This is a genomic window from Mycobacterium sp., from assembly GCF_032159775.1.
Taxonomy (GTDB): domain Bacteria; phylum Actinomycetota; class Actinomycetes; order Mycobacteriales; family Mycobacteriaceae; genus Mycobacterium.
In genome coordinates, this window is record NZ_JAVHWK010000190.1 from 1 (window position 1) to 19970 (window position 19970).

Annotated in this window: 26 protein-coding genes and 1 pseudogene; 13 read left to right on the forward strand and 14 right to left on the reverse strand. The window is 67.1% G+C overall.

The window, feature by feature from the left end; all coding sequences use genetic code 11:
* The 5 genes from QOJ24_RS24550 to serS form a co-directional block, all read right to left on the reverse strand.
* The coding region (locus tag QOJ24_RS24550; RefSeq protein WP_526265947.1) for an alcohol dehydrogenase catalytic domain-containing protein at nt 1–614 on the reverse strand (614 nt) is incomplete at its 3' end.
* 108 nt (nt 615–722) lie between these two features.
* Complete coding sequence (locus QOJ24_RS24555; protein ID WP_526265948.1) at nt 723–1040, reverse strand: nitrile hydratase accessory protein; 318 nt, start codon at nt 1038–1040, stop codon at nt 723–725.
* Nucleotides 1037–1699 (reverse strand): nitrile hydratase subunit beta, encoded by a 663-nt coding sequence (nthB, locus tag QOJ24_RS24560; RefSeq protein ID WP_526265949.1) that lies wholly within the window; start codon nt 1697–1699, stop codon nt 1037–1039. Before nthB ends, QOJ24_RS24555 begins: the two co-directional genes overlap by 4 nt.
* Entirely contained in the window at nt 1696–2292 is a 597-nt protein-coding gene (gene nthA / locus QOJ24_RS24565) for a nitrile hydratase subunit alpha (protein WP_526265950.1), read from the reverse strand. Before nthA ends, nthB begins: the two co-directional genes overlap by 4 nt.
* 45 nt (nt 2293–2337) lie before the next feature.
* Entirely contained in the window at nt 2338–3597 is a 1260-nt protein-coding gene (serS, locus tag QOJ24_RS24570; RefSeq protein WP_526265951.1) for a serine--tRNA ligase, read from the reverse strand.
* An 82-nt stretch (nt 3598–3679) separates the two neighbouring features.
* On the opposite strand from serS, the gene QOJ24_RS24575 reads away from it, so the two are divergent.
* Genes QOJ24_RS24575 through QOJ24_RS24585 form a run of 3 tightly spaced genes read left to right on the forward strand, consistent with a single transcriptional unit; the run spans nt 3680 to nt 5719 of the window.
* Nucleotides 3680–5095 carry a septum formation family protein gene (locus QOJ24_RS24575; RefSeq protein ID WP_526265952.1) on the forward strand — a complete coding sequence of 472 codons (1416 nt, stop codon included), beginning with the start codon at nt 3680–3682 and terminating at the stop codon, nt 5093–5095.
* A gap of 4 nt (nt 5096–5099) precedes the next feature.
* A complete protein-coding gene (locus QOJ24_RS24580; RefSeq protein ID WP_526265953.1) occupies nt 5100–5450 on the forward strand; it encodes a metallopeptidase family protein in 351 nt (116 codons plus the stop codon).
* Nucleotides 5451–5509: 59 nt separating this feature from the next.
* A complete protein-coding gene (locus QOJ24_RS24585; protein WP_526265954.1) occupies nt 5510–5719 on the forward strand; it encodes a hypothetical protein in 210 nt (69 codons plus the stop codon).
* Here the strand turns inward: QOJ24_RS24585 and QOJ24_RS24590 are convergent.
* Together QOJ24_RS24590 and pheA are read right to left on the reverse strand one after the other, a co-directional pair.
* Nucleotides 5674–6360 (reverse strand): histidine phosphatase family protein, encoded by a 687-nt coding sequence (locus QOJ24_RS24590; RefSeq protein WP_526265987.1) that lies wholly within the window; start codon nt 6358–6360, stop codon nt 5674–5676. The two genes, QOJ24_RS24585 and QOJ24_RS24590, sit on opposite strands and share 46 nt — an antisense overlap.
* 14 nt (nt 6361–6374) lie before the next feature.
* Nucleotides 6375–7217, reverse strand: a pseudogene (pheA, locus tag QOJ24_RS24595) (prephenate dehydratase); the annotation flags it as partial.
* Between the two features lie 85 nt (nt 7218–7302).
* Here pheA and QOJ24_RS24600 point away from each other — a divergent pair.
* The 3 genes from QOJ24_RS24600 to QOJ24_RS24610 all read left to right on the forward strand — a co-directional run bounded on the left by QOJ24_RS24600 (nt 7303) and on the right by QOJ24_RS24610 (nt 10073).
* Nucleotides 7303–8100: a DUF2470 domain-containing protein gene (locus tag QOJ24_RS24600; protein WP_526265955.1), complete on the forward strand. Its 798-nt coding sequence runs from the start codon at nt 7303–7305 to the stop codon at nt 8098–8100.
* 10 nt (nt 8101–8110) lie between these two features.
* Nucleotides 8111–8875, forward strand: a complete 765-nt coding sequence (locus QOJ24_RS24605; protein ID WP_526265956.1) for a CPBP family intramembrane glutamic endopeptidase — start codon at nt 8111–8113, stop codon at nt 8873–8875.
* A gap of 271 nt (nt 8876–9146) precedes the next feature.
* Nucleotides 9147–10073 (forward strand): LCP family protein, encoded by a 927-nt coding sequence (locus tag QOJ24_RS24610; RefSeq protein WP_526265988.1) that lies wholly within the window; start codon nt 9147–9149, stop codon nt 10071–10073.
* Here QOJ24_RS24610 and QOJ24_RS24615 read toward each other — a convergent pair.
* From QOJ24_RS24615 to QOJ24_RS24625, 3 genes are read right to left on the reverse strand one after another with little or no spacing between them, the layout of a single operon-like run.
* Nucleotides 10070–10909, reverse strand: coding sequence for a glycerophosphodiester phosphodiesterase (locus tag QOJ24_RS24615; RefSeq protein WP_526265957.1), 840 nt, complete (start codon nt 10907–10909; stop codon nt 10070–10072). The genes QOJ24_RS24610 and QOJ24_RS24615 overlap by 4 nt on opposite strands.
* Before the next feature lie 4 nt (nt 10910–10913).
* Nucleotides 10914–11960, reverse strand: coding sequence for a DUF4328 domain-containing protein (locus tag QOJ24_RS24620; RefSeq protein WP_526265958.1), 1047 nt, complete (start codon nt 11958–11960; stop codon nt 10914–10916).
* 23 nt (nt 11961–11983) lie between these two features.
* Complete coding sequence (locus tag QOJ24_RS24625; RefSeq protein WP_526265959.1) at nt 11984–12316, reverse strand: rhodanese-like domain-containing protein; 333 nt, start codon at nt 12314–12316, stop codon at nt 11984–11986.
* A gap of 343 nt (nt 12317–12659) precedes the next feature.
* On the opposite strand from QOJ24_RS24625, the gene QOJ24_RS24630 reads away from it, so the two are divergent.
* Nucleotides 12660–12815, forward strand: a complete 156-nt coding sequence (locus QOJ24_RS24630; protein ID WP_526265960.1) for a hypothetical protein — start codon at nt 12660–12662, stop codon at nt 12813–12815.
* A 59-nt stretch (nt 12816–12874) separates the two neighbouring features.
* Here the strand turns inward: QOJ24_RS24630 and sodN are convergent, their stop codons facing one another.
* Nucleotides 12875–13297, reverse strand: coding sequence for a superoxide dismutase, Ni (sodN, locus tag QOJ24_RS24635; protein WP_526265961.1), 423 nt, complete (start codon nt 13295–13297; stop codon nt 12875–12877).
* A gap of 22 nt (nt 13298–13319) precedes the next feature.
* On the opposite strand from sodN, the gene QOJ24_RS24640 reads away from it, so the two are divergent.
* The 3 genes from QOJ24_RS24640 (at nt 13320) to QOJ24_RS24650 (ending at nt 15144) form a co-directional block, all read left to right on the forward strand.
* Nucleotides 13320–13661 (forward strand): S26 family signal peptidase, encoded by a 342-nt coding sequence (locus QOJ24_RS24640; RefSeq protein WP_526265962.1) that lies wholly within the window; start codon nt 13320–13322, stop codon nt 13659–13661.
* Nucleotides 13662–13763: 102 nt separating this feature from the next.
* Nucleotides 13764–14297 (forward strand): peptidase, encoded by a 534-nt coding sequence (locus QOJ24_RS24645; RefSeq protein ID WP_526265963.1) that lies wholly within the window; start codon nt 13764–13766, stop codon nt 14295–14297.
* A 448-nt stretch (nt 14298–14745) separates the two neighbouring features.
* Nucleotides 14746–15144, forward strand: coding sequence for a transcriptional regulator (locus QOJ24_RS24650; protein WP_526265964.1), 399 nt, complete (start codon nt 14746–14748; stop codon nt 15142–15144).
* Nucleotides 15145–15195: 51 nt separating this feature from the next.
* Here the strand turns inward: QOJ24_RS24650 and QOJ24_RS24655 are convergent, their stop codons facing one another.
* The 3 genes from QOJ24_RS24655 to QOJ24_RS24665 form a co-directional block, all read right to left on the reverse strand.
* Entirely contained in the window at nt 15196–16365 is a 1170-nt protein-coding gene (locus QOJ24_RS24655) for a hypothetical protein (RefSeq protein ID WP_526265965.1), read from the reverse strand.
* Nucleotides 16362–16853 (reverse strand): ImmA/IrrE family metallo-endopeptidase, encoded by a 492-nt coding sequence (locus QOJ24_RS24660; RefSeq protein WP_526265966.1) that lies wholly within the window; start codon nt 16851–16853, stop codon nt 16362–16364. The genes QOJ24_RS24655 and QOJ24_RS24660 overlap by 4 nt, the downstream gene beginning before the upstream one ends.
* A gap of 65 nt (nt 16854–16918) precedes the next feature.
* Complete coding sequence (locus QOJ24_RS24665) at nt 16919–17887, reverse strand: hypothetical protein (RefSeq protein WP_526265967.1); 969 nt, start codon at nt 17885–17887, stop codon at nt 16919–16921.
* A gap of 192 nt (nt 17888–18079) precedes the next feature.
* Here QOJ24_RS24665 and QOJ24_RS24670 point away from each other — a divergent pair, with 192 nt between their 5' ends.
* The 3 genes from QOJ24_RS24670 to QOJ24_RS24680 are packed head-to-tail and all read left to right on the forward strand — an operon-like array spanning nt 18080 to nt 19969.
* Entirely contained in the window at nt 18080–18736 is a 657-nt protein-coding gene (locus QOJ24_RS24670; protein ID WP_526265990.1) for a DUF6474 family protein, read from the forward strand.
* A 7-nt stretch (nt 18737–18743) separates the two neighbouring features.
* On the forward strand, nt 18744–19466 hold the full coding sequence (locus QOJ24_RS24675; RefSeq protein WP_526265997.1) for a hypothetical protein: 723 nt from the start codon (nt 18744–18746) through the stop codon (nt 19464–19466).
* Nucleotides 19379–19969, forward strand: coding sequence for a YcnI family protein (locus QOJ24_RS24680; RefSeq protein ID WP_526265991.1), 591 nt, complete (start codon nt 19379–19381; stop codon nt 19967–19969). The genes QOJ24_RS24675 and QOJ24_RS24680 overlap by 88 nt, the downstream gene beginning before the upstream one ends.
* The last annotated feature ends 1 nt before the right edge of the window (nt 19970 follow it).

The window sequence follows — 19970 nt, forward strand, 5'->3', positions numbered from 1 at the left end:
ACCCGGCCCGCGCCCATCAGCCACGCGGACTTCGCGGCGTAGAGGCCGACCGGTCCGGCGCCGAACACGGCGACGACGTCACCTTCGACGATATCGCCCAACTGGGCGCCGAAGTATCCGGTCGCCAGCGCGTCGGTGCACATCAGCGCGTCCTCGTCGGACATCCAGTCGGGGATGAGCGACGGGCCGACATCGGCGAACGGAACGCGCACGAACTCCGCCTGCCCCCCGTCGTAACCGCCACAGGTGTGGGAGTAGCCGTAGATCCCGCCGACTGCCGTCGCGTTCGGATTGACGTTGTGGCAGTTGGAGTACAGGCCGCGGGCGCAGAAGTAGCACGACCCGCAGTAGACGTTGAACGGCACCATGACGCGGTCACCGGGTTTCAGGTTGCGCACCGACGGCCCGACCTCGTGCACGACGCCGATGAACTCGTGGCCGAAGGTCATGCCGACCCGGGTGTCGGGCATCATGCCGTGGTACAGATGCAGATCCGAGCCGCAGATCGCAGCCAGTTGCACCTGCACTATCGCATCGTTGGGATGCTCGATGGAGGGAATGTCCTTCTCCTCCACCCGTATCTTGTACGGGCCGCGGTACACCATTGCTCGCATGGACGGGTCTCCTCACGCCGGGATCACCCCTGCGGTACCCGGCGGCGAATCGGGGAAACCTCCATCGAGGCTCGAGCTTCTCGCCAAGCTCGACGGGCTGCCGGCTGGTTAGAAGTCCTCCGTCCGCACTTCGATCGGGCTGCCGTGTGGAGTTCGGATCGCCGCCCGTCGCCACGCTTCGCGCCATCGCGCTGTTTCGTCCGCGGTCATGACGCCCTTCGAGACGAGAATGTCCTCGAGCGCGTTGAGCCAGTGCCGGTAGTAACCGTGCCCATCGACAGGCGGTTCCGCACTTGCTATCCGCGTGCCGAGCTTCTCGGCCCATTCGGACCAGGTGAACGCACCGCGCTCATGCAATGCGACCGCGATGGCGAAAGCCCTGGCTTCCCACGGCTCTTCGAATACCGGTACGTCGGCGCTGTTCATACACTTCGTAGGTAGGGTTCCCAGGCATCGACTGACACCGTCAACCCCGGGTCACCATCGGCCCAGAGGTCCGGCGCGCGAAACGCGACGGTGTAGAGCCACTGCGGTTGTTCACCATTGCCGCTGGCATTGGCGTCAGCGAACACGTGCACCCCGTTGACCCGCTCGATTCGTCCGGTTTTGCCGCGCGCGTAGCCCGGCAGCCGAGTGTGATGTGGCACCGCACGCGCACGCGTACGTACCCGCTGGCCCACGGTGAACAATGGATCGGTCCTCGCAGGTCGCTCGGTCGGCGCGCCGCGCGCCAGCGCATTGGGAACATCGCGTGCCAGCAGCTTCCTCGCCAGCGGCCGAGAAGGCTGAAGCGATCGTCCCGCGGCGACTTCCTCGGCGGAAACCAGTTCCCGTTCGGCCAGCAACGCGGACAGTCCCCCTGCCCACACTGCCCAGTAGCTGCGCTGGGAGTAGTCGGGGAGGGTCTCGCGAGCGGAGCGACTCATGTCCAGGTTCCATTCGCCCGTTGCGCCCATCGCCAGCACGAGAGCCAGCACCCGGCGCTCCCATTCCGCATGCCAAGGCACGGCTTCGGGTTCCGGCGCGATGACGCCCGTCAACGGCCGACCTCCGAGATCGGCGTGGCTGATGTACTCGCCCGTCATGCCGCGGAGGTGACACCAGCGAGGCCGGTGCCGATCATCGAATCGCGCGTGACCAGAGCCGCCAACGACTCCTCGTCCAACCCCTCGGTGCCGGCTGGACGCATCGGTACCACCAGGTAGCGGACTTCCGCCGTCGAGTCCCACACCCGGATCTCTGTCCCGGCATCCAAGACCACTCCGAACTCCGACAACACACCGCGCGGATCTCGCACGGCGCGCGACCTATACGGCGCACTCTTGTACCAGTTCGGCGGCAACCCGAGGACCGGCCACGGGTAGCAACTGCACAATGTGCACACCACCAGGTTGTGCAGTTGCGGCGTGTTGGCGACCGCGACCATGTGCTCGCCCTGGCGCCCTCCATACCCGAGCGACGCGATCGCTGCGGTGGCGTCGCGAAGAAGCCAGTTGTTGAATTGCGGATCGACCCATGCGCGGGCGACCACGCGGGCCCCGTTGCGCGGACCGATGCGAGTTTCGTGGAACTCGATGATCGCGTCGAGGGCCGCGGGATCGACGTAACCCTTTTCGATGAGCACACTTTCGAGACCGCGGACCCAGAGGTCCATGTCGGCGAGATGGCTGCCGCTCATACGGCGGAGCGTACGACTTCCGGTGGCGCCGATCGGCGCAATTCGCTACTTCCGCGGCTCGAGCACTTCGGTTCCGACATAGGGCACCAGCGCGGGAGGCACCCGCACACTGCCGTCGGGCCGCTGGTGATTCTCCAGAATTGCTACTAACCAGCGGGTGGTCGCCAGCGTCCCGTTCAGCGTCGCGGCGGTCTGCGGTTTGCCGTTCTCGTCGCGGTAGCGGGTCGCGAGGCGGCGGGCCTGGAACGTCGTGCAGTTCGATGTCGACGTCAGCTCGCGGTAGGTCTGCTGGGTCGGTACCCAGGCCTCGCAGTCGTATTTGCGCGCTGCTGACGCCCCCAGGTCGCCCGCGGCGATGTCGATCACGCGGTAGGGCACCTCGATGTTCGCCAGCATCTGGCGTTCCCAACCGAGCAGGCGGTCGTGTTCGGCGGCCGCGTCCTCCGGCTTGCAGTAGACGAATCCCTCGACCTTGTCGAACTGATGCACACGGATGATCCCGCGGGTGTCCTTGCCGTGGCTGCCGGCTTCGCGCCGAAAGCACGACGACCACCCGGCATACCTCAGCGGGCCCTCTGACAGGTCCAGGATCTCGTCGGAGTGATAGCCGGCCAGCGGCACCTCGGAGGTACCGACGAGGTAGAGGTCGTCGCCCTCGAGCCGATACACCTCCTCGCTGTGCGCGCCGAGGAATCCGGTGCCCTCCATGATCTCCGGCCGAACCAGTACAGGCGGGATGACGAGCGTGAAGCCGTTGTCGGTCGCCAACCGAACCGCGAGTTGCATAAGGCCCAGTTGCAGCAGCGCGCCGTATCCGGTGAGGAAGTAAAAGCGTGCTCCCGAGACCTTCGCGCCGCGCTCCAGGTCGAAAAGCCCGAGTGACTCACCAAGGGCGACATGGTCTTTCGGGTCGACGATCGCAGGCGGCTCGCCGACGGTGTCGAGCACGACGAAGTCGTCTTCGCCGCCCGAGGGAACGCCGTCGATGATCACGTTGGATATCGCCATATGAGCCGCGCTGAACGCCTTCTCGGCATTCGACTGCTCGGACTCTGCGGCCTTGACCTTTTCGGCGAGTTCCTTCGCCCGGGCCAGCACCGCAGGCCGGTCCTCCTTCGACGCGGCGCCCACCTCTCTGCTTACCGCCTTCTGATCGGCACGCAGATTGTCGGCGGCCGAAACGGCGGCCCGGCGGGCGGTGTCGGCCTTCAACAGGGCGTCGACAAGTCCGGGATCCTCACCGCGGGCGCGCTGTGACGCGCGCACCGCATCCGGGTTTTCGCGCAGCAGTTTGAGGTCGATCACGGCGGCCACCCTACCGTCGGCAGCACAACCACATAACGTTACATCTGCCTCTCTTGTCACAGCCCCCGCCACGCCTGTCACAATGGAGCGGATGTTGGATGCACCCGAGCGGGTCGAATTGACCGCCGACGAGGCAGGACACCACACTCCGAAGGTGGCGTGGTGGCGCAGTCTGCACGCTACATCCACCCGCCGCGTGCTTCTGCTGACCGCACTCGGCGGGCTTCTGATCGCGGGCGTGCTGACCGCGATGCCGCGTGGCGACGGCCCGATCACCCCTGGCGCGATAACCCTGGGTCTGCGCGGTGCGGAGACCTTCAGCAAGTCCAAGAGCGGTGACTGCCTGAACTGGCCGGAACGCAACCCGGATGCGGCCGAGGTCGTCGACTGCAAGGGCGAGCACCGCTTCGAGGTCGCGGAGTCGGTGGACATGCGGACCTTCCCGGGCAGCGAGTACGGACCCGACGCCGCACCGCCGTCGCCGTCGCGCATTCAGCAGATCAGCCAGGAGCAGTGCCAGGTCGCGGTGCGCCGCTACCTCGGTGAGCACTTCGATCCCAACAGCCGGTTCACCGTGAGCATGATGTGGGCAGGCGACAAGGCGTGGCGCCAGTCGGGCGAGCGCCGCATGCTGTGCGGCGTGCAACTGCCAGGCGTGAACAACTCGCAACTCGCATTCCAGGGCAAGGTCGCCGATATCGACCAGTCCAAGGTCTGGCCCGCCGGAACGTGTCTTGGCATCGACCCGTCCACCAACCAGCCCACCGACATTCCGGTCGACTGCGCGGGGCCGCACGCCATGGAGGTGACCGGCGCCGTCAACGTCGCCGAGAAGTTCCCCGCCGGGTTGCCGCCCGAACCGGAACAGGATGCGTTCATCAAGGACGCGTGTACCCGGATGACCGACGCCTACCTCGCTCCCATCCAGTTGCGGAGCACCACGCTCACGCTGATCTACAGCACGATCTCGCTACCCAGCTGGTCGGCGGGTAGCCACCAGGTGTCGTGCAGCATCGGCGCCACGCTTGGCAACGGCGGCTGGTCGACGTTGCTCAACAGCGCGCGGGGGCCGCTGCAGATCAACGGGCAGCCGCCGATCCCGCCGCCGGACATCCCCGAGGAGCGGCTGAACTTCCCGCCGATCCCGATGCCCGACATGTCGGCGTCGAGCCAGAGCAGCAGCGGTTACGACCAGAGCGGGTCGAGCCAATCCGGCCAGTCCAGCCAGTCGACTCAACAGACCCAGGCCAACCAGCACGGCCAGCAGACCCCGGGTACAGCGGCGCAGACGCCTGCGGCGCCGGCCAGCGACGCACCACCTGCCGACGGCAACAACTTCATGAACGGGCCTCCGCCCGCGGATGCGCCTGCACCGCCCGCCGCGGGGGCTCCGGCTCCGCCGCCGGATCAGCCGGCTCCGGCGCAAGGACCCGCACCTGGGCCTGCACCCGGCCCGCCGCCCGCCGAACCCGTTATTCCACCCCCGCCCGGGGCGTAGCCCGGTGACCGTGCGGATGAGCCCGCAACGGTTTGAGGAGCTGGTGGGCGACGCCCTTGATCTGATCCCGCCCGACCTGGCCTCGGCGATCGACAACGTCGTGGTGCTCGTCGAGAGCCGCAACGCCGACGAGCCCGATCTGTTGGGGCTGTATCAGGGCGTCGCGCTGACCGAACGCGACTCCTGGTACGCCGGTTCGCTTCCTGACACGATCACGATCTATCGCGACGCCCTTCTCGATGTCTGCCAAACGCAGGACGAGGTCGTTGACGAGGTTGCCATCACCGTCATCCACGAGATCGCTCACCACTTCGGCATCGATGACGACCGCCTGCACGAACTCGGCTGGGCTTAACCGCGACCACCTGAGCGCGGCATCCGCGAATTGTCCGCCGTTGGTGCTATGAACGGGCCATGGACAGCGATTGTCGGGGGTGTCGAACCGAACTCGACCACTGCCACGGCACCGTCATCCATCACGCTCTGCAGTGGACGGAGTGCACGGAGGACGGCTGCGTCACGGCCGAGGTCGTGCACGCGTTCACCATCGATTGCGAAGCGATCGGCTGCGCCTGCGCTCAGCCCATGGGGTCGGCCGAGGACAGGGCGTCGGAGACCGGGTGAACGTCGGGCTCGGGATAGAACGGCGGTTTGTCGGCCGCCCATTGCAGGCAGCTCCACCGCCCGTCGGTGATCGGCGTCAGCACAACGGATTCGGTGTTGGGCAGGTGATGGTCGAGGGCGAAACTTCCATCCACACCCGCCAACGTGGCGGCCACCAGCCGGATCGCCGCGCCGTGGCTGACGACGACGATGTCTTTGTGCCACGCGTCGTCATCGAGATAGCGCATCCGTAGCTGCGTGATCACCGGCACATACCGGGCAAGCACCTGCGTCGCTGATTCGCCGCCGGGCATCCGCAGATCCCGCTCACCCTCATGCCATCGCTTGTAGACGGCGGTGAACTCCTCGACGGCCGCGTCGTCGTTACGGTCCTCCAACTCGCCGACCTGAACCTCGTGGATGCCGTCGAGCTCGTGCGGGTCCAGGTTCAGCTCGCCGCCGATCTCGGCGGCCGTCTGCGTGGCACGCAGCGCGACCGAATGCGCGACCATCCCGATGTCGTGGCGCCAGTTCTTTGCGAACGCGCGCGCCTGTTCCCGGCCCAGATCGGTGAGCTCCCTGCCGGGCGGGCGGGTATCGAGCCTGCGGTCGACGTTGCTGACCGACTGGCCGTGGCGAACCAACACCAGCCTGCCGCTCATCGGTTGCCGTCCCTCGGCCATGACCCCAGATAGCGCACATCGGTGCAACGATCGTGAAGCGCTTTGAGTGCCTCGGCGACGACGTCATCCTCGATGTGCCCGACGCAGTCGAGGAAGAAGATGTAGGTGCCCAACTCTCTTCGGGTGGGCCGAGATTCGATACGGGTCAGATCGATGTCGCGGATCGCGAACTCGGTCATCGCCGAGACCAGCGCACCGGGAACGTTGTCCAGTCGCAGTACCACCGACGTGCGGTCCGCGCCGGTTCTCGGTGGCGGCGGCCCTGGCGGACCCACCAGCACGAAGCGGGTCCTCGCGTTGGGTTCGTCGACGACGTCGGATGCCAGTGCGGTCAGCCCGTACCGCTGCGCCGCCAGCGCGGTGCTCACGCCCGCGTCGGCGCGGCCGTCGGCGACATCGCTGGCCGCTGCAGCGTTCGAGTTGGCCGGTATCAACCTCGCGTTCGGAACGTTGTTGGCCAGCCAGTTGCGTACCTGAGCGCTGGCGACGGGGAACGCCGCGACCGAGCCGACGTCCGCCGCGGTGGTGCCCGAGCGCACCACGATCGTGAATGCGACGTCGAGCGTCAGCTCGGCGAAGACCTGGAGCTCCGGGCCGGTCGCGAGGCTGTCCAGCGTCGGAAGCACCGACCCCTCGATCGAGTTCTCGATCGGCACGCACGCGTAGTCGGCGTCGCCGGAACGCACGGCGGCCAGCGCCGCGCTGGTGCTGTTCTCGGGGAGCGGGGTGAACTCGTCGGATGGGCCGCTATCGGGCACCATCCCGTTCTCTGTGATGCGGAGCATCGCCGCTTCTGTGAAGGTCCCTTCGGGTCCGAGGTAGGCGATGCGCGGCACGGTTCAACCCTATCGGTTCGGTGCGTCTTGCCCGCCAGGTTAGGGCTCGCTAAGTTAGGGTCACCTTATCTACGGAAGGCGACGCATGGCAGCACCGGCAGCGAGGACAGCACCGACGACGGCCGAGCGCATCCGCAGCACGTGTGCGCGGGCGGGTGGGGCGATGCTGGCGATCGAGGGTGTCGATCCGATCGCGAGCGCGGTGCAGCACCTTCTCGATGACGGCTCGTTCGCCATCACGGTTCCCGTCGACGGCCTCGTCGCGGGCATGTCGGTCGGCGCGGGGACCGCCGGTGTGCCCGCGGTGCTCGAGATGACCGACTACTCTCCTCTGCCGCTGCGAGAACCGGTGCGGTCGCTGGTGTGGATCCGGGGCCGGTTGCAGGCCGTACCGGTGACGCAACTGCATGGACTTCTCGACCTGATTGCCGCCGCGGACCCCAATCCCGCACTCCTGCAAGTGAACTCCACCGACAACGTCGACGCAGACCCTCGCCTCACCCTGCTCCTGCTCGAAGTGGAATCTGTCGTCGTCGCCGACTCGACAGGGGCGGAGGCGGTCGGCGTCAGCGCTCTGTTGGCGGCCCGCCCCGACCCGTTCTGCGGCATGGAGTACTGCTGGTTGCAGCATCTCGAGATCGCCCATCGCGACGTCATCGACCGGCTGGCCGACCGGCTGCCGAACGCGCTGCGGCGCGGACGCGTGCGTCCGCTTGGGCTCGACCGGTACGGCGTGCGGCTGCGCGTGGAGAACGACGAAGGCGATCACGACGTCCGGTTGGCGTTCGCCAAGCCCGTCGACGACGTCACCGGACTCAGCCAGGCGATTCGAATCCTGATGGGATGCCCCTTCCTGAACGGGCTTCGGGCAAGGGGCCGCTAGCCTGGCTCCGGTGAGTGCGCCCGCGGAGCAGCCCTTGGCCGACCGGCGCGCGCTGCGCATCGAGATCGCCGTCGTACTCGCGGTGACCTTCGGGCTCAGCGCCTACACCTCGATCCTCGACCTCATCGAGGCGATCCTGCTCAACCTCTCGAAACAGACCGTTGCGCTCAACCCTCGACTGTCCCCGTTCGATCTGATCAACCTCGGGCTGAACCTGGCCCGGGTCGCGCAGCTCGTGGCGTGGGGCGCGCTCGGCGTATACCTGCTGTGGCGCAGCGGAATCGGGTTGTCGAAGATCGGGCTGGGCCGCATCCGCCTTCGCCCCGATGTGCTCGGCGGGCTCGGCCTCGCCGCGCTGATCGGCCTGCCGGGCCTCGGCCTGTACGTCGCGGCGCGCGAACTTGGCTTGAGCGTGTCGGTGGTGCCGTCGACGCATGCGAACTCCTGGTGGCACATCCCCGTGCTGATCCTCATCGCCTTCGCCAACGGCTGGGCAGAAGAGGTCGTCGTCGTCGGGTTTCTGCTCACCCGACTGCAGCAACTGCGGGTGCACCCTGTCGTCGCGCTGGTGGCCACCAGCGTGCTGCGCGGCGCGTACCACCTCTACCAAGGCTGGGGCGCGGGCCTCGGCAACGCCGCGATGGGCCTGGTGTTCGGCTACGCCTGGCAGCGCACCGGCCGGTTGTGGCCGCTGGTCATCGCGCACGGCGTGATCGACTCGGTGGCGTTCGTCGGCTACCTCCTGTTGGCGAGCCATCTGAGCTGGCTCACGTGAGACGCCCGCGTACATTTCTTTTGTGAACGGCGACCGACGGCCTCCGCCACCTCGGCGGCGCGAACCGTCGCAGGTGATCAGGCGCGACCCGAACCGACCTCCGCCTCCATGGCCGCCCAATCCGCCGACGCCGCCTCGACCGCGCTACCAGCCGCCACCGCCGCCGTCCTATCGGCCACCGAATCCTGTTGTGCGCCAACCGCCGCCGCCCACCCGGCCCGCCAAGCCCAAGCGTCGCGTGCGTCGCGTCGTCTCGACGCTGTTCGCGGTGATGATCCTGGCCGTCGTCGGCGTATTGGGCACGGCGTTCTGGGTCGACACCAAACTGCACCGCGTCCCGGCGCTGGCCGACTACGCCGACCGGCCTGCCGAGGGCAAGGGCACCACATGGCTGCTTGTCGGCTCCGACAGCAGGCAGGGACTCAGCCCCGAGCAGCAGGCCGAACTCGGCACCGGCGGCGACATCGGCAACGGGCACACCGACACGATCATGCTTGTGCACATGCCCGCCCCGTGGTCGGATGCCCCGACCACGATGGTTTCCATCCCCAGGGACTCCTATGTGGAGATCCCCGACTACGGCACCGACAAGATCAACGCGTCGTTCGCCGTCGGAGGTGCCGCGCTGCTGGCCCAAACCGTCGAGCAGGCGACGGGGCTGCGCCTCGACCACTACGCCGAGGTCGAGTTCGACGGATTCGCACGGCTCGTCGACGCCGTCGGCGGCGTGACGATGTGTCCGCCAGAGCCGATCTCCGACCCGCTCGCCGGTATCGACCTTCCTGCGGGCTGCCAGAAGCTGGACGGCCGCAACGCGCTCGGCTATGTGCGCACCCGTGCTACCCCACGCGCCGACCTGGACCGGATGGTCAACCAGCGTCAGTTCATGTCGACACTGATGCATCGAGCCGCCGGCCCGGCCGTCTGGCTGAACCCGCTTCGCTGGTACCCAGTGGCCAACGCGGCGGCCGACTCGCTGACCGTCGATTCCGACGCACACATCTGGGACCTCGCCCGGTTGGCGTGGGCACTGAACGGCGACGTCAACACCACCACCGTCCCGATCGGTGAGTTCACCGTCAGCGACTCGGGTTCGGTCGTGGTCTGGGACTCCAACGTCGCCGACCAGTTGTTCGCGGCGCTCAAAGCGGACAAGCCCGTTCCGCAGGATGTGCTCGACGCCGGCGCAATCCGCTAGTCGCGGCCCGCCCCGGTCAGCCCGTTCTGGAGCCAATCCTTGGTCCGCCCAGGATGATTCGTGGCTACCCACGCCACCTCGAGCTCGCGGCAGTATCGGACGTCCTCGTAGTGGTCGACGGTCCAGCAATACAGCGCACGGCCCTGCGCCGCCGCGCGGTCGACGAGTTCGGGATGCTCGCGCAGCGTCGCGATCGACGGCCCGACGGCAGTGGCACCGACGGTGGTGGCTGCGCTTCCGCCGAGGAACCGGGACGTCTCGCCGAGCAGGACGGTGGGCAGCATCGGCGCCGCGCGCCTGATCCGCCAGACCGCGGCCGCCGAAAACGACATCACCACAGCTCGCGACAGGGCCGCCGACGCGGGCGATGCGATGCCGTAGCGGTGCAGCAGCGCCAGCACCTTGCTTTCGACCAGCGCGCCGTAGCGCACCGGGTGCTTGGTCTCGATGAAGATCTTCACCGGCCGGTGCCAGTCCAGCACCAGCGACACAAGGTCGTCGAGGGTCAGCAGCCCGGTGTCGCCCTGCGAGCCGTCGGGGCGCCAGCTGGAATGCCAGGAGCCGTAATCCAAGGCCATCAGTTCCGCCAGCGACATCTCGCCGACCAGGCCGGTGCCATTGGACGTGCGGTCCACCCGACGGTCGTGCACACACACCAGATGGCCGTCCTTGGTCAGCCGGACGTCGCATTCCACACCGTCGGCGCCCTCCTGCAGAGCAAGCTCGTAGGCCGCCAGCGTGTGCTCAGGACGGTCCGCCGAGGCACCCCGGTGGGCCACCACGAACGGATGCCCGACCCCGAACCCTTCGCCGGCTCCGGCGTCGCCCGAGTTCATAGGGCTATGCTGCCGGGTTTCGGCCTTGCGCCTCAACCGGAACGCCGGAATCGGCGGAAGATTCATCGGCGACGATCACCCAACGTTTGGCCGGTTTCTCGACCGGCCTGCGCTCGAACGCCATCAGGACCTTGCCCATCAGGACCATCGTCGCGGTCGCGATCAGGTAGCCGACGATCGTCGTCACCGTGTTGTCGGCGATGCCCTGGGCATCGCTGGTGAAGCTGGTCGCGATGGCGAACAGCGACACCGCGGTGGACAGCACCCATACCGTCCACCACACCGCGATCGGTCGGCGAAGGCGGTCGAGCTTGTCCTCGACGCTGGCCAGTTCGAGGACGAAGACAGGTGCCCATGCCAAGTTCGCCAGCGGCACCAGACATCCGGCACGTAACGCCCACAGCGGTCGATGTTCTTGGCGCCCAACGTGTTTGAAAGCCAACGACCGCCGGGCGATCAGCCAGTTCGTCAGCATAACGAAGCTGGCGAACAGCAGGAACAGGGCCGCGACGCTGATCACGATTCCGAACCACGTCGCCGCCCACGCCACCACCGGATTCAGCAGCACGTCGCGGTTGATGATGAGCAGCGCGTATCGCACGATGTGAACGAGCGCAGCCAGGCCGAGCGCGGCGATGGTCGCGACCAGGGTGGTGCGCAGAGCGGTGATCGACGGTCCGCTGCGCGGGTGGATGTGCTGCTCGGATTCGGCGGCATCGAATCGCTCGACCAGACCCCAGCGCGGTACCGCCCCATATCGCGGGGTCGGACCGAGATTGCGTTGCCGCCGACGGGCCGGTGGCGCGGAACCTGGACGAACCGCGATCCAGCGGTATCCCGCGGGGAGCCGCGGCGTCGCCTTCTGCGCGACCTGCCCGTTCGGACGTACGGCCGGTGCGGTCGGACGCACGCTCCATTGCGACGGCGACGGTGACGGCGGTGCAGGCGCGGCGGACGGCGCGAGCAGGGTGCCGTTGCATCGCGGACACCAGGCACGCTGGCGGTCGCGCACATTCCACCGCGTGCCGCAGCGGGAACACACCTGGATCATCCGACCAGCCTAGCGAGGGTTGCTCAGACGATGCCTGTGCCGCCGGTGTCGGTCACGACGGACCGGCCCGCCTCGACCCATGCCTGCATGCCGCCGCTGACATTGCGCGGTTCATAGCCGTTCTGCGCCAAGTATTGGGCCACTCGCATCGAGCGACCGCCGAGATGGCAGACCACGAACAACGTCGCGCCTGGATCAATCTCGGCCAGCCGCGCGGGCACCTCGCCCATGGGAATGTGCTGCGCCCCGGCGGCGTGGCCGCGTTGCCACTCGTCGTCCTCCCGAACGTCGAGCAGCACGACCGACTCGCCGAAGGTCGTCGGAACGTCGGACACGTCTACTTGCTGGACGCTCATGCCCTCATGCTACGAGGCGAGCTTTGTCGACACGCGTCAAGCAGCAATGTAGAGCTATCCACAGTTTCCACAGGTTTATCCACAGGCCGTCGGAGCCGGAAAGCATGCCTGAGCGCCCGAAACTGTGTGATTCCTGAGCGGTCCTGTGGATAACCTGGCGTCGTTATTGAACAGTGATCAACAGACCAGCCGGTCGCGAGCTAAATCGATTGGCGCTCTAACCTTTGCTGAGCCGACCCGATTTCGGCCACGCCTTTCGAAGGGCTATGATCGGCGTCACAGCAACAGCTGTGACAGAACTCACGGGGGTGGGGTAGTTGAACGTGCAGGTCAGGGGGATCAGTTGACGTCGCATCCATACGGAACCGGATCCACGGCCACATCGGAGTGGCATTCGTCGACTCACGCCTACACGCGGGGCCAGTTGATGGCCTGCATACGCGCCGGTCTGATCGCGCTCGTGCTGTTGGGCATCCTCGCCCTCATCGTTCTGTTCTGACATACGAAAAACGGCCCTGGTCTCACAGCAGAGATCCAGGGCCGTCCTTTTCGACAGTCTCAGGCGGGCGGGTACACGCCCATGTCCTTGGACTTGTCGGTCTGCCAGAAGATATCGGCGATCTCGTCGATCGTCTTGAGAAGCTTCTCGGCCACCGCGACATCCGTCGACTTCTTCACATCGCCCGCGCCGTGCACGCCGTCCCAGAACAGCTGGTGCAGGTTGGGGAACTGCTCGAAGTGATCCTTGGTGAAGAAGTCGGCCCACAGCACCATCAGGTGGTGCTTAACCTCCTCGGCGCGCTGCTCCTTGATGAGGATCGCGCGGGTGCGGAAGTGGTCGTCGTCTGAGTCGTGGAACTTCTTGAGCGTCTTCAGGCACGACAGCGCCTCGATCTTGGCCTGAGCCGGATCGTAGACACCGCAGTACAGGTCGCAGTGGGCATGGGCTTCTGTGGCGTTGGAGAAAAGTCGATCAAGCATGGTTTTAACCTACCCTCAGCGGATGCGCGATAACCATCCGCATCGGGACTGGCCGCTGAGAACGTTCCGGGTCGCCGAGGACTCGATGCGACCGGCGCTGCGCCCGGGTGATGGGCTCCTCGCGATGCGCGGGGGACGGGTGCGGCGCGGCCAGCTGCGGGTGTTCCCCGATCCGCGGAAGTCCACGCGCTGGCTGGTGAAACGCGTCGGCGACGTGCACGGCTCGAGACGCCGCGCGATATTCGAAGCCCGCTCCGACAATCCGCGGGCCGCAGGTGCGGCCGACTCTCACGAATTCGGTTGGGTTCCCGCGGCAGGCTCGTACCGCGTGCTGTGGACAGCCAAGGCGAAAGTCGACCGTTAGCACCCGTGTCGTCTTGCGCGCCAGGCGTTGCTGGCCCATGCTGAGCGGATCGACCCAGTGGAGTGTCGGGCAGGCGTCCGAACACGAAGTCGCGGAGGCGAGATGGAGACGGGGTCCGGTCGGGCGATCGAAATCGCCCCCTTCCATTCGCGGGGGACGCTGAGGGGGTTCGTGGTGTCGGGCCGTTGGCCGGATTCCACCAAAGAGTGGGCGCAGGTGTTGCGGGTCGCCGTCCGAGTCGCCTCTTTTCCTGGATTACTCTCGACCACAACGATTTTCGGGGCCCGCGAGGAGCTGCCGGATTCACCCGAGCCGGGCACAGTCGGACTGGTGGTAGCCGAGGGCACCGTCGTCGGTGAGAACGCCGTGCCGCCAGGGCATTTCGCCGATCACCAACCTCCTGCGCTCCTCATGCTGCATCCCCCCTCGGAGACCACCCCGTCGCTGCCCGAATGCTCCGGTGCCGCCTCTGGCTGCGTCCTGCTGCCGGGACTTCCACACCTGGGCCTCGAACACCGGGCCGCGTGGGTGGAGGCCGAGTCCGACGGAACGGTCACGTCGATGGTGAGTCGCGTCGGCATCGATCCGATCAGCGATCCCGATACGGCGATCCTGGCCATGCTCCTGGCTGCTTGACCCCGGCGAGGCGGGATTGGCCGCCCGCTCCGCTGGAACCGTCGCCCGGCGCCACCCGACTCGATGCTGGCAATTCCGCGCCTGGGAGCCGACCGCGCTCCGTCGGGAGGGGATCCGCGAGCACACGAATTCAGCAAACACCGGTATCCGCTCCGGCGGCCGCTGCGCTGGTTGCCCGCCGACCCGTTGGCTTGCGGAAAGACAGTGGTCGGAAGCCTCTGAGCTAAGGAATTGCGACGTATCCGTCAAAATTTGCCCGACCACACCGTGAGACATCGGTGCGATATGGTCTAAACATGCTGCTTACCGCCGTTTCGAGCCCCTCGAGGAAAAAGCCGGGTCAACTTTTACGCGGTTTGCACTTGGTTGTTGGCACAAGTCTCGCTACGATGGTCAGCAAATACGCCGCCTAAGTAAACCGCTCTGCCATCTCGTGGAGGTCAAATCGATGAGCAAGACGTTCTCCGCCCGCTTAAACCGCCTGTTCGACACGGTCTACCCGCCGGGGCGTGGTCCGCACACGTCGGCTGAGGTGATCGCCGCCCTCAAGTCGGAGGGCATCACCATGTCGGCTCCGTACCTGTCTCAGCTGCGTTCAGGCAACCGTACGAATCCCTCGGCAGCGACCATGGCGGCCCTTGCCAACTTCTTTCGTATCAAGCCGGCGTACTTCACCGACGACGAGTACTACGAGAAGCTCGACAAGGAATTGACGTGGCTCGCCAATATGCGTGACGAGGGCGTCCGCCGTATTGCGGCGAGGACGGTCGGCCTGTCCGTAGAGGCGCAGCACGACATCGTCCAGAAAGTCGATGAGTTGCGTCGTCAGGAACACCTCGACGATTAGCCCGCGGGCAGCCGCATTGCGGCACCCGGCGAAGTAATCGGCGATCCTCCATCAGGAGGCGGCTGCGACACCCGCCCTGTCGAGCTGCCGGTACTGCTTGGCGATGGTAAGAATCCACTCCCGGTCGGAGTACGTGGTCGGTTGGCGCAACCATCCCAGACCCGGGAACATGGCTCGCTTAGTTTCCACATCGGTTTCGCCGCGCCCAGCATAGATCCACTCCGCGATGGCACGCGCCTGTTCCTCAGGCTTCACATCGGGTGTACCGAAGTCTGACAGATCGGCGACCCCGTGCTCCAGGTCGTGTTCCGCCGATGCCCCGGCGGCATCGACGTGATGGCGTAGCGCGGCGTCTGCCGTCGTTGCCTCGAGAAACAGCGCGTCGGAAATCAGCGACATCCGCTCGGCCACCCGGAAAACCAGCGGCCCACGCGGGCGCACTCCGATGCCGACGTCGGGATGGCGCTGGCCGAGTTCGTCGAGCAACGGCTGGATGGTTCGCAGCTCTCGGCGCGCGCCGAACCAGTCCTCGACGCTTGGCAGCAGTGAGCCTGCGGCCACCACCAACATCGCGCAGCCCAGCAGCGTCGCCGCCGCGCCGACGCCGACGAACTGTGTGGTGCCCACCGCGCGCAGGAAGAAGAACGCGCTGGCAAGCACGATCAGCACGATGCCGATGGTGAACACGAACAGCGCCCTGCCCCGCCGTGTGCGATTCGAATGCCGCATGCCAGCCCATGACACCAACGTCAGCGCCAGGAGCACGTACAGCAGTGGAAGCAGCCACGACAACGCCAGGCCGTTGGAGCCCAGGTTGCGTCTCAGGTACTCCTCCGGCGACATCTCCTGCTGACGGCCGGCCGCGAAGAAGGCCACCATGGTGGCGACGGCGATGGCCACGGCGACGCCGTACTGCCACAGCGCGATTCGCCGGAGGATGGCGGGCTTACGCGGCGACGAAACCGTCGTGATCATCACGCAGCTGCCCGCTGCGCAGCCGATCAGCGCGACCTGGCTCAAACCCATCGAGATGTTCGGCCAGTGCAGCAGCGTGTCCAGCAGCAGGGTCAGCGGTTGCCAGTTGAGCGCCGCCACCATTCCGAGACTGCCGAGCGCCAGGATCATGGCGGTACTGACCAGGGACTGCTTATTGACCAGGGCCCAACCGATTCGCAGGCCTGTCGCAAGTCCCAGAAGACCGGCGATCACCCAGATGATCAACCAAACGCCTCTCCGAGCCGAACCTGCACGATCGAGGAGCGGTCGGAGGGCAGCCTGCCAAGGCGGTAGATGAGCAGAGCCGCGAAATCCTCGGCTTCCTGCTCGGCGTCTTCACCGCTCGGGCCCATGCAACCGGTGCGTTGGTTGAGCATGTATCCGATCAGGTCCGAACTGGCGAATTCCGTCTCCGCGCGGGCGGCTTGGACGACCGGAATGCCCTCGTGGCCGAGGACCAAGTGACCTAGTTCGTGGGCCAGGGTCCGGTCCCACGCCGGTAGACCCTTCTGGATCAGGAAGACGTCGCGGTCGGCGTACTGCCGCCACTGTCCGCACACCCCGGGCGGCAGGTCCGACATCTTCAGCTCGATGGCCCTCTGACGGTGCCCGCTGACGGCGTCGACCAGGCGAGGCAGGGAGATCTCCCCGCGTCGCGGGGCGAGATCCAGCACGTCACTGACTGCGCGCGTAACGCGACGACTCGCTGGCATACAACCCCCCTTCGAACAGTTCCACTATGCGCTGCCCACCCCGGTTGAGGGGCCAGATTGCAGTACTACCTGATGAAACGTGCCGAGCCACTGACATGCACGGCGTGGCCCGCTTTTGCTTGCCTGAACCCCAACAATCCACCGGCACCCGTAAGCACCATGATCCCGACGAGTCCCGGCACGGCCAGGGCCGCGACCTGCGGCAATCCGGCCGTTCGCAGATACTCGGTGTAGCCGATCCGGTACGACGAATTCGGCGCCGCGACATTGCTGCCCACACTCGCGGGTGGCGGGACGCGTTCGGCGGGCGGTTGGGCGGTCACGGCTCGCGGGGCGACAGGAGGAACCCCCGCCGACGCACCGCCACCCGACCCGGCGCCGCCCGCGACTCCGGGAAGAGCGAGCGGCGGCACGACGATCACCGGTAACGCGATGGGCGCCGCACCGACAGGTGCTGCCGCGGCGATACCCGCACCGGCGTCGAGGACAGCGGGTGCGCCTGCCACGCCAGGCTGGTTCGGCTTCAGTTCGTCGGGCAGCTGTATGGGGGGGACCGCCGGCGGCTTGAAATGCGGAAGCTGCTGGATGGCGCCGCCGCCACCTCCCGTGCTCTGCGGCGGATTCGGCCGGGGATCACCCGGAGGTTCGGTGGGTTTCGTGGGTTCTGGGCACGGCTTCGTCGTTGATTCTTTCGTCGGCCAATCTTGCGTCGGAGAGGTTCCTGTCTCCGATGGATCCTTCCCGCCCGGATACTGGCCTTGCCTGCCGTTGCCCCAGCGGGTCTGCGGCCCTTGTCCCGCCGGCTCAGACGTCTTCTGGTCGTTGCCGTCGCCGAAGCCGAACGCGTGACGCACCATGTCGCCGATCGAGTCGTCACCCCTGCTGTCGTCCGAGCGGTCCTGACGGCCATAGCCGTGGCCGGGATCCGCAAGCGCTATGGCGCCGCCGGCACCGGCCATGAACAGGCCAGACGCGACGAGACAGGCCGACGCGGCGACACGCACACGGGAGGCCACCCGGTCACCCCCTGTCATCACGACGTCCGAACACCTTTTACGGTTGCGGCGATTGTCGCACAATCCGGTCAACACGTTTGCTAGTGCATGGAACTGCGCACGTACCGGGACGTGCCAAGGCGCGGTCGCAGCAGCGGGCGATAGTGTTGTACTGCGCGATCTCAGACACGAAGATCGGAAATGTCGACGAGACGACCGGAAGGCGGCCGGATGGGCCTGTTCACCCCGCGGAAAAGCCGCGCTACTCGGCGAGCTGAGGCCCGTGCCATCAAGGCCAAGGCGAAGCTGGAAGCCAAGCTCGCGGCGAAGAACGAGAACCGCCGCATGAAGGCCGCACACAAGGCGGAGACCAGGGCGCTGAAGGCGCAACTACGCGCACAGCGGGAGAGCGACAGGACCGCGCTCAAGGTTGCTGAGACAGAGCTCAAAGCGGTGCGCGACGGCAGGCTGCTTGCGCCGGCGCGCATTCGCCGGACCCTCACGGTGACCCGGCTGTTGGCTCCGATCGCGGTGCCGCTGGCCTATCGGGCCGCGATGGCTGGCCGGGGATTCCTGGACCAGCGCCGTGCCGACCGGCTTGGGGTTCCGCTCAGTCAGCTCGGCCAGTTCTCCGGCCACGGTGCGCAGCTGTCGGCCCGCATCGCCAGCGCCGAGCAGACATTGCGGCAGGTGGCCGACAAGAAGCCGAAAGACGCCGAGACCAAACAGTTCGTCGCCGCCATGACGGATCGGCTTGCCGACCTTTCCGCGGCGGTAACGGCTGCCGAGCACATGCCGACGGCGAATCGCCGGACGGCCCACAACGCAGTCAGCCAGCAGCTCGACGGTGTCGACGCCGATCTGATGGCCCGCCTCGGCGTGGTCTGACACAACCGTGCCGGCCGAGCCGACGACAGCCGCCGCACGGCTGCGGGGCATCGCCGCGGGGCTGTTGACCGCGACGCTCGCGGTGGCTGCGCACGGCATCGCGGACGGCGCCACACCGTCCGGCACGGCTGTTGCGCTGCTGGCCGTGCTCGCCGCGACGATCGGCGGGCTTGCCACCACCATCTCGCGCACCGCCGATGTCCGTGTGCTGCTCGGCCTCTTCGTGACCGGTCAACTGGTCGGCCACCTGATGCTCGCCGCAGCGGGCCATCACCACGGCGAACCGACGGCGCCCGCGCCTGCCATGCTCGTCGCGCACACACTGGCCGTGATCGTCGGCGCGGTGCTGATCGCCACCGGCGACCACCTCTGTGCCGTGCGGTGTCGCGGGTCGCGAAGGTCGCGACGCGCGCCGTCGTGGCACCGATTTCGACCAGGCCGTCCGTCATCACCGGCGCCGACCAGCCTCTGCGTTCCACCCTGCTCCTCGCAGCATCTGTGTCACACCGGGGTCCGCCGGTCAGCCGCGCGCGCTGACCGACCGAAACGCCATCGAAAGAAAGTGACAATCGAATGCACTCCCCATCAGGGGCGCCAAGGCGCGCCCTCATCACCGTCGCCGCAAGCGGAGTCGGTCTCGGCATCGTTGCGGTCTCCGGTGCGGGGCCCGGATGGGCCCACGTTCACGCCGACGCCGACAATCCCGCACCGGGCGCCACCTCGGTGGTGACCTTCCGGGTTCCCGGGGAATCCGAAAACAATGCTCTGACAACCCGATTGAGCGTCAAGTTGCCCGATGTGGCGTCCGCCAGAACAGAAGTCATGCCCGGCTGGACGGCCACTCTCGAGCGGGACGCGGCCGCGGGTACCGTCCGGTCGGTGACCTGGACCGCTGACCCGAAGGTCGGCATCTCGTCTGATCAGTTCGCGCTGTTTCGGGTGTCGGTGAAGCTGCCGCACGGCGACAGCGTGGCGTTTCCGACCACACAGACGTATTCCGACGGCACGGTGGTGCGCTGGGACCAGGCGCCGCTGCCCGGTGGCGGGGAGCCCGAACACCCGGCCCCGGCGCTGAGCTTGACAGGTGCGCCGCCGACCCGGATGGACGACCATGAGATGACGGCGCAGGCCGCGCCGACCGCCGACAACGCCGCGCGCTGGCTGGCAGGCGGGGCCATCACACTGGCCGCGGTTGGCGTGGCCGCGGCGTTGATCGCGCGGAGGCGCACTTGAC

Excerpts from the sequence above, each read along its gene's own strand:
- QOJ24_RS24585 (WP_526265954.1), top strand. The coding sequence starts at position 5,510 with ATGGACAGCGATTGTCGGGGGTGTCGAACCGAACTCGACCACTGCCAC.
- QOJ24_RS24660 (WP_526265966.1), bottom strand. The coding sequence starts at position 16,853 with ATGCCAGCGAGTCGTCGCGTTACGCGCGCAGTCAGTGACGTGCTGGAT.
- nthA (WP_526265950.1), bottom strand. The coding sequence starts at position 2,292 with ATGAGCGGCAGCCATCTCGCCGACATGGACCTCTGGGTCCGCGGTCTC.
- QOJ24_RS24625 (WP_526265959.1), bottom strand. The coding sequence starts at position 12,316 with ATGAGCGTCCAGCAAGTAGACGTGTCCGACGTTCCGACGACCTTCGGC.
- QOJ24_RS24610 (WP_526265988.1), top strand. The coding sequence starts at position 9,147 with ATGATCCTGGCCGTCGTCGGCGTATTGGGCACGGCGTTCTGGGTCGAC.
- QOJ24_RS24640 (WP_526265962.1), top strand. The coding sequence starts at position 13,320 with ATGCGCGATAACCATCCGCATCGGGACTGGCCGCTGAGAACGTTCCGG.
- QOJ24_RS24575 (WP_526265952.1), top strand. The coding sequence starts at position 3,680 with ATGGAGCGGATGTTGGATGCACCCGAGCGGGTCGAATTGACCGCCGAC.
- QOJ24_RS24650 (WP_526265964.1), top strand. The coding sequence starts at position 14,746 with ATGAGCAAGACGTTCTCCGCCCGCTTAAACCGCCTGTTCGACACGGTC.
- QOJ24_RS24555 (WP_526265948.1), bottom strand. The coding sequence starts at position 1,040 with ATGAACAGCGCCGACGTACCGGTATTCGAAGAGCCGTGGGAAGCCAGG.
- QOJ24_RS24665 (WP_526265967.1), bottom strand. The coding sequence starts at position 17,887 with ATGACAGGGGGTGACCGGGTGGCCTCCCGTGTGCGTGTCGCCGCGTCG.
- QOJ24_RS24600 (WP_526265955.1), top strand. The coding sequence starts at position 7,303 with ATGGCAGCACCGGCAGCGAGGACAGCACCGACGACGGCCGAGCGCATC.
- QOJ24_RS24645 (WP_526265963.1), top strand. The coding sequence starts at position 13,764 with ATGGAGACGGGGTCCGGTCGGGCGATCGAAATCGCCCCCTTCCATTCG.
- nthB (WP_526265949.1), bottom strand. The coding sequence starts at position 1,699 with ATGACGGGCGAGTACATCAGCCACGCCGATCTCGGAGGTCGGCCGTTG.
- QOJ24_RS24620 (WP_526265958.1), bottom strand. The coding sequence starts at position 11,960 with ATGATCCAGGTGTGTTCCCGCTGCGGCACGCGGTGGAATGTGCGCGAC.
- sodN (WP_526265961.1), bottom strand. The coding sequence starts at position 13,297 with ATGCTTGATCGACTTTTCTCCAACGCCACAGAAGCCCATGCCCACTGC.
- QOJ24_RS24670 (WP_526265990.1), top strand. The coding sequence starts at position 18,080 with ATGGGCCTGTTCACCCCGCGGAAAAGCCGCGCTACTCGGCGAGCTGAG.
- QOJ24_RS24590 (WP_526265987.1), bottom strand. The coding sequence starts at position 6,360 with ATGAGCGGCAGGCTGGTGTTGGTTCGCCACGGCCAGTCGGTCAGCAAC.
- QOJ24_RS24615 (WP_526265957.1), bottom strand. The coding sequence starts at position 10,909 with ATGAACTCGGGCGACGCCGGAGCCGGCGAAGGGTTCGGGGTCGGGCAT.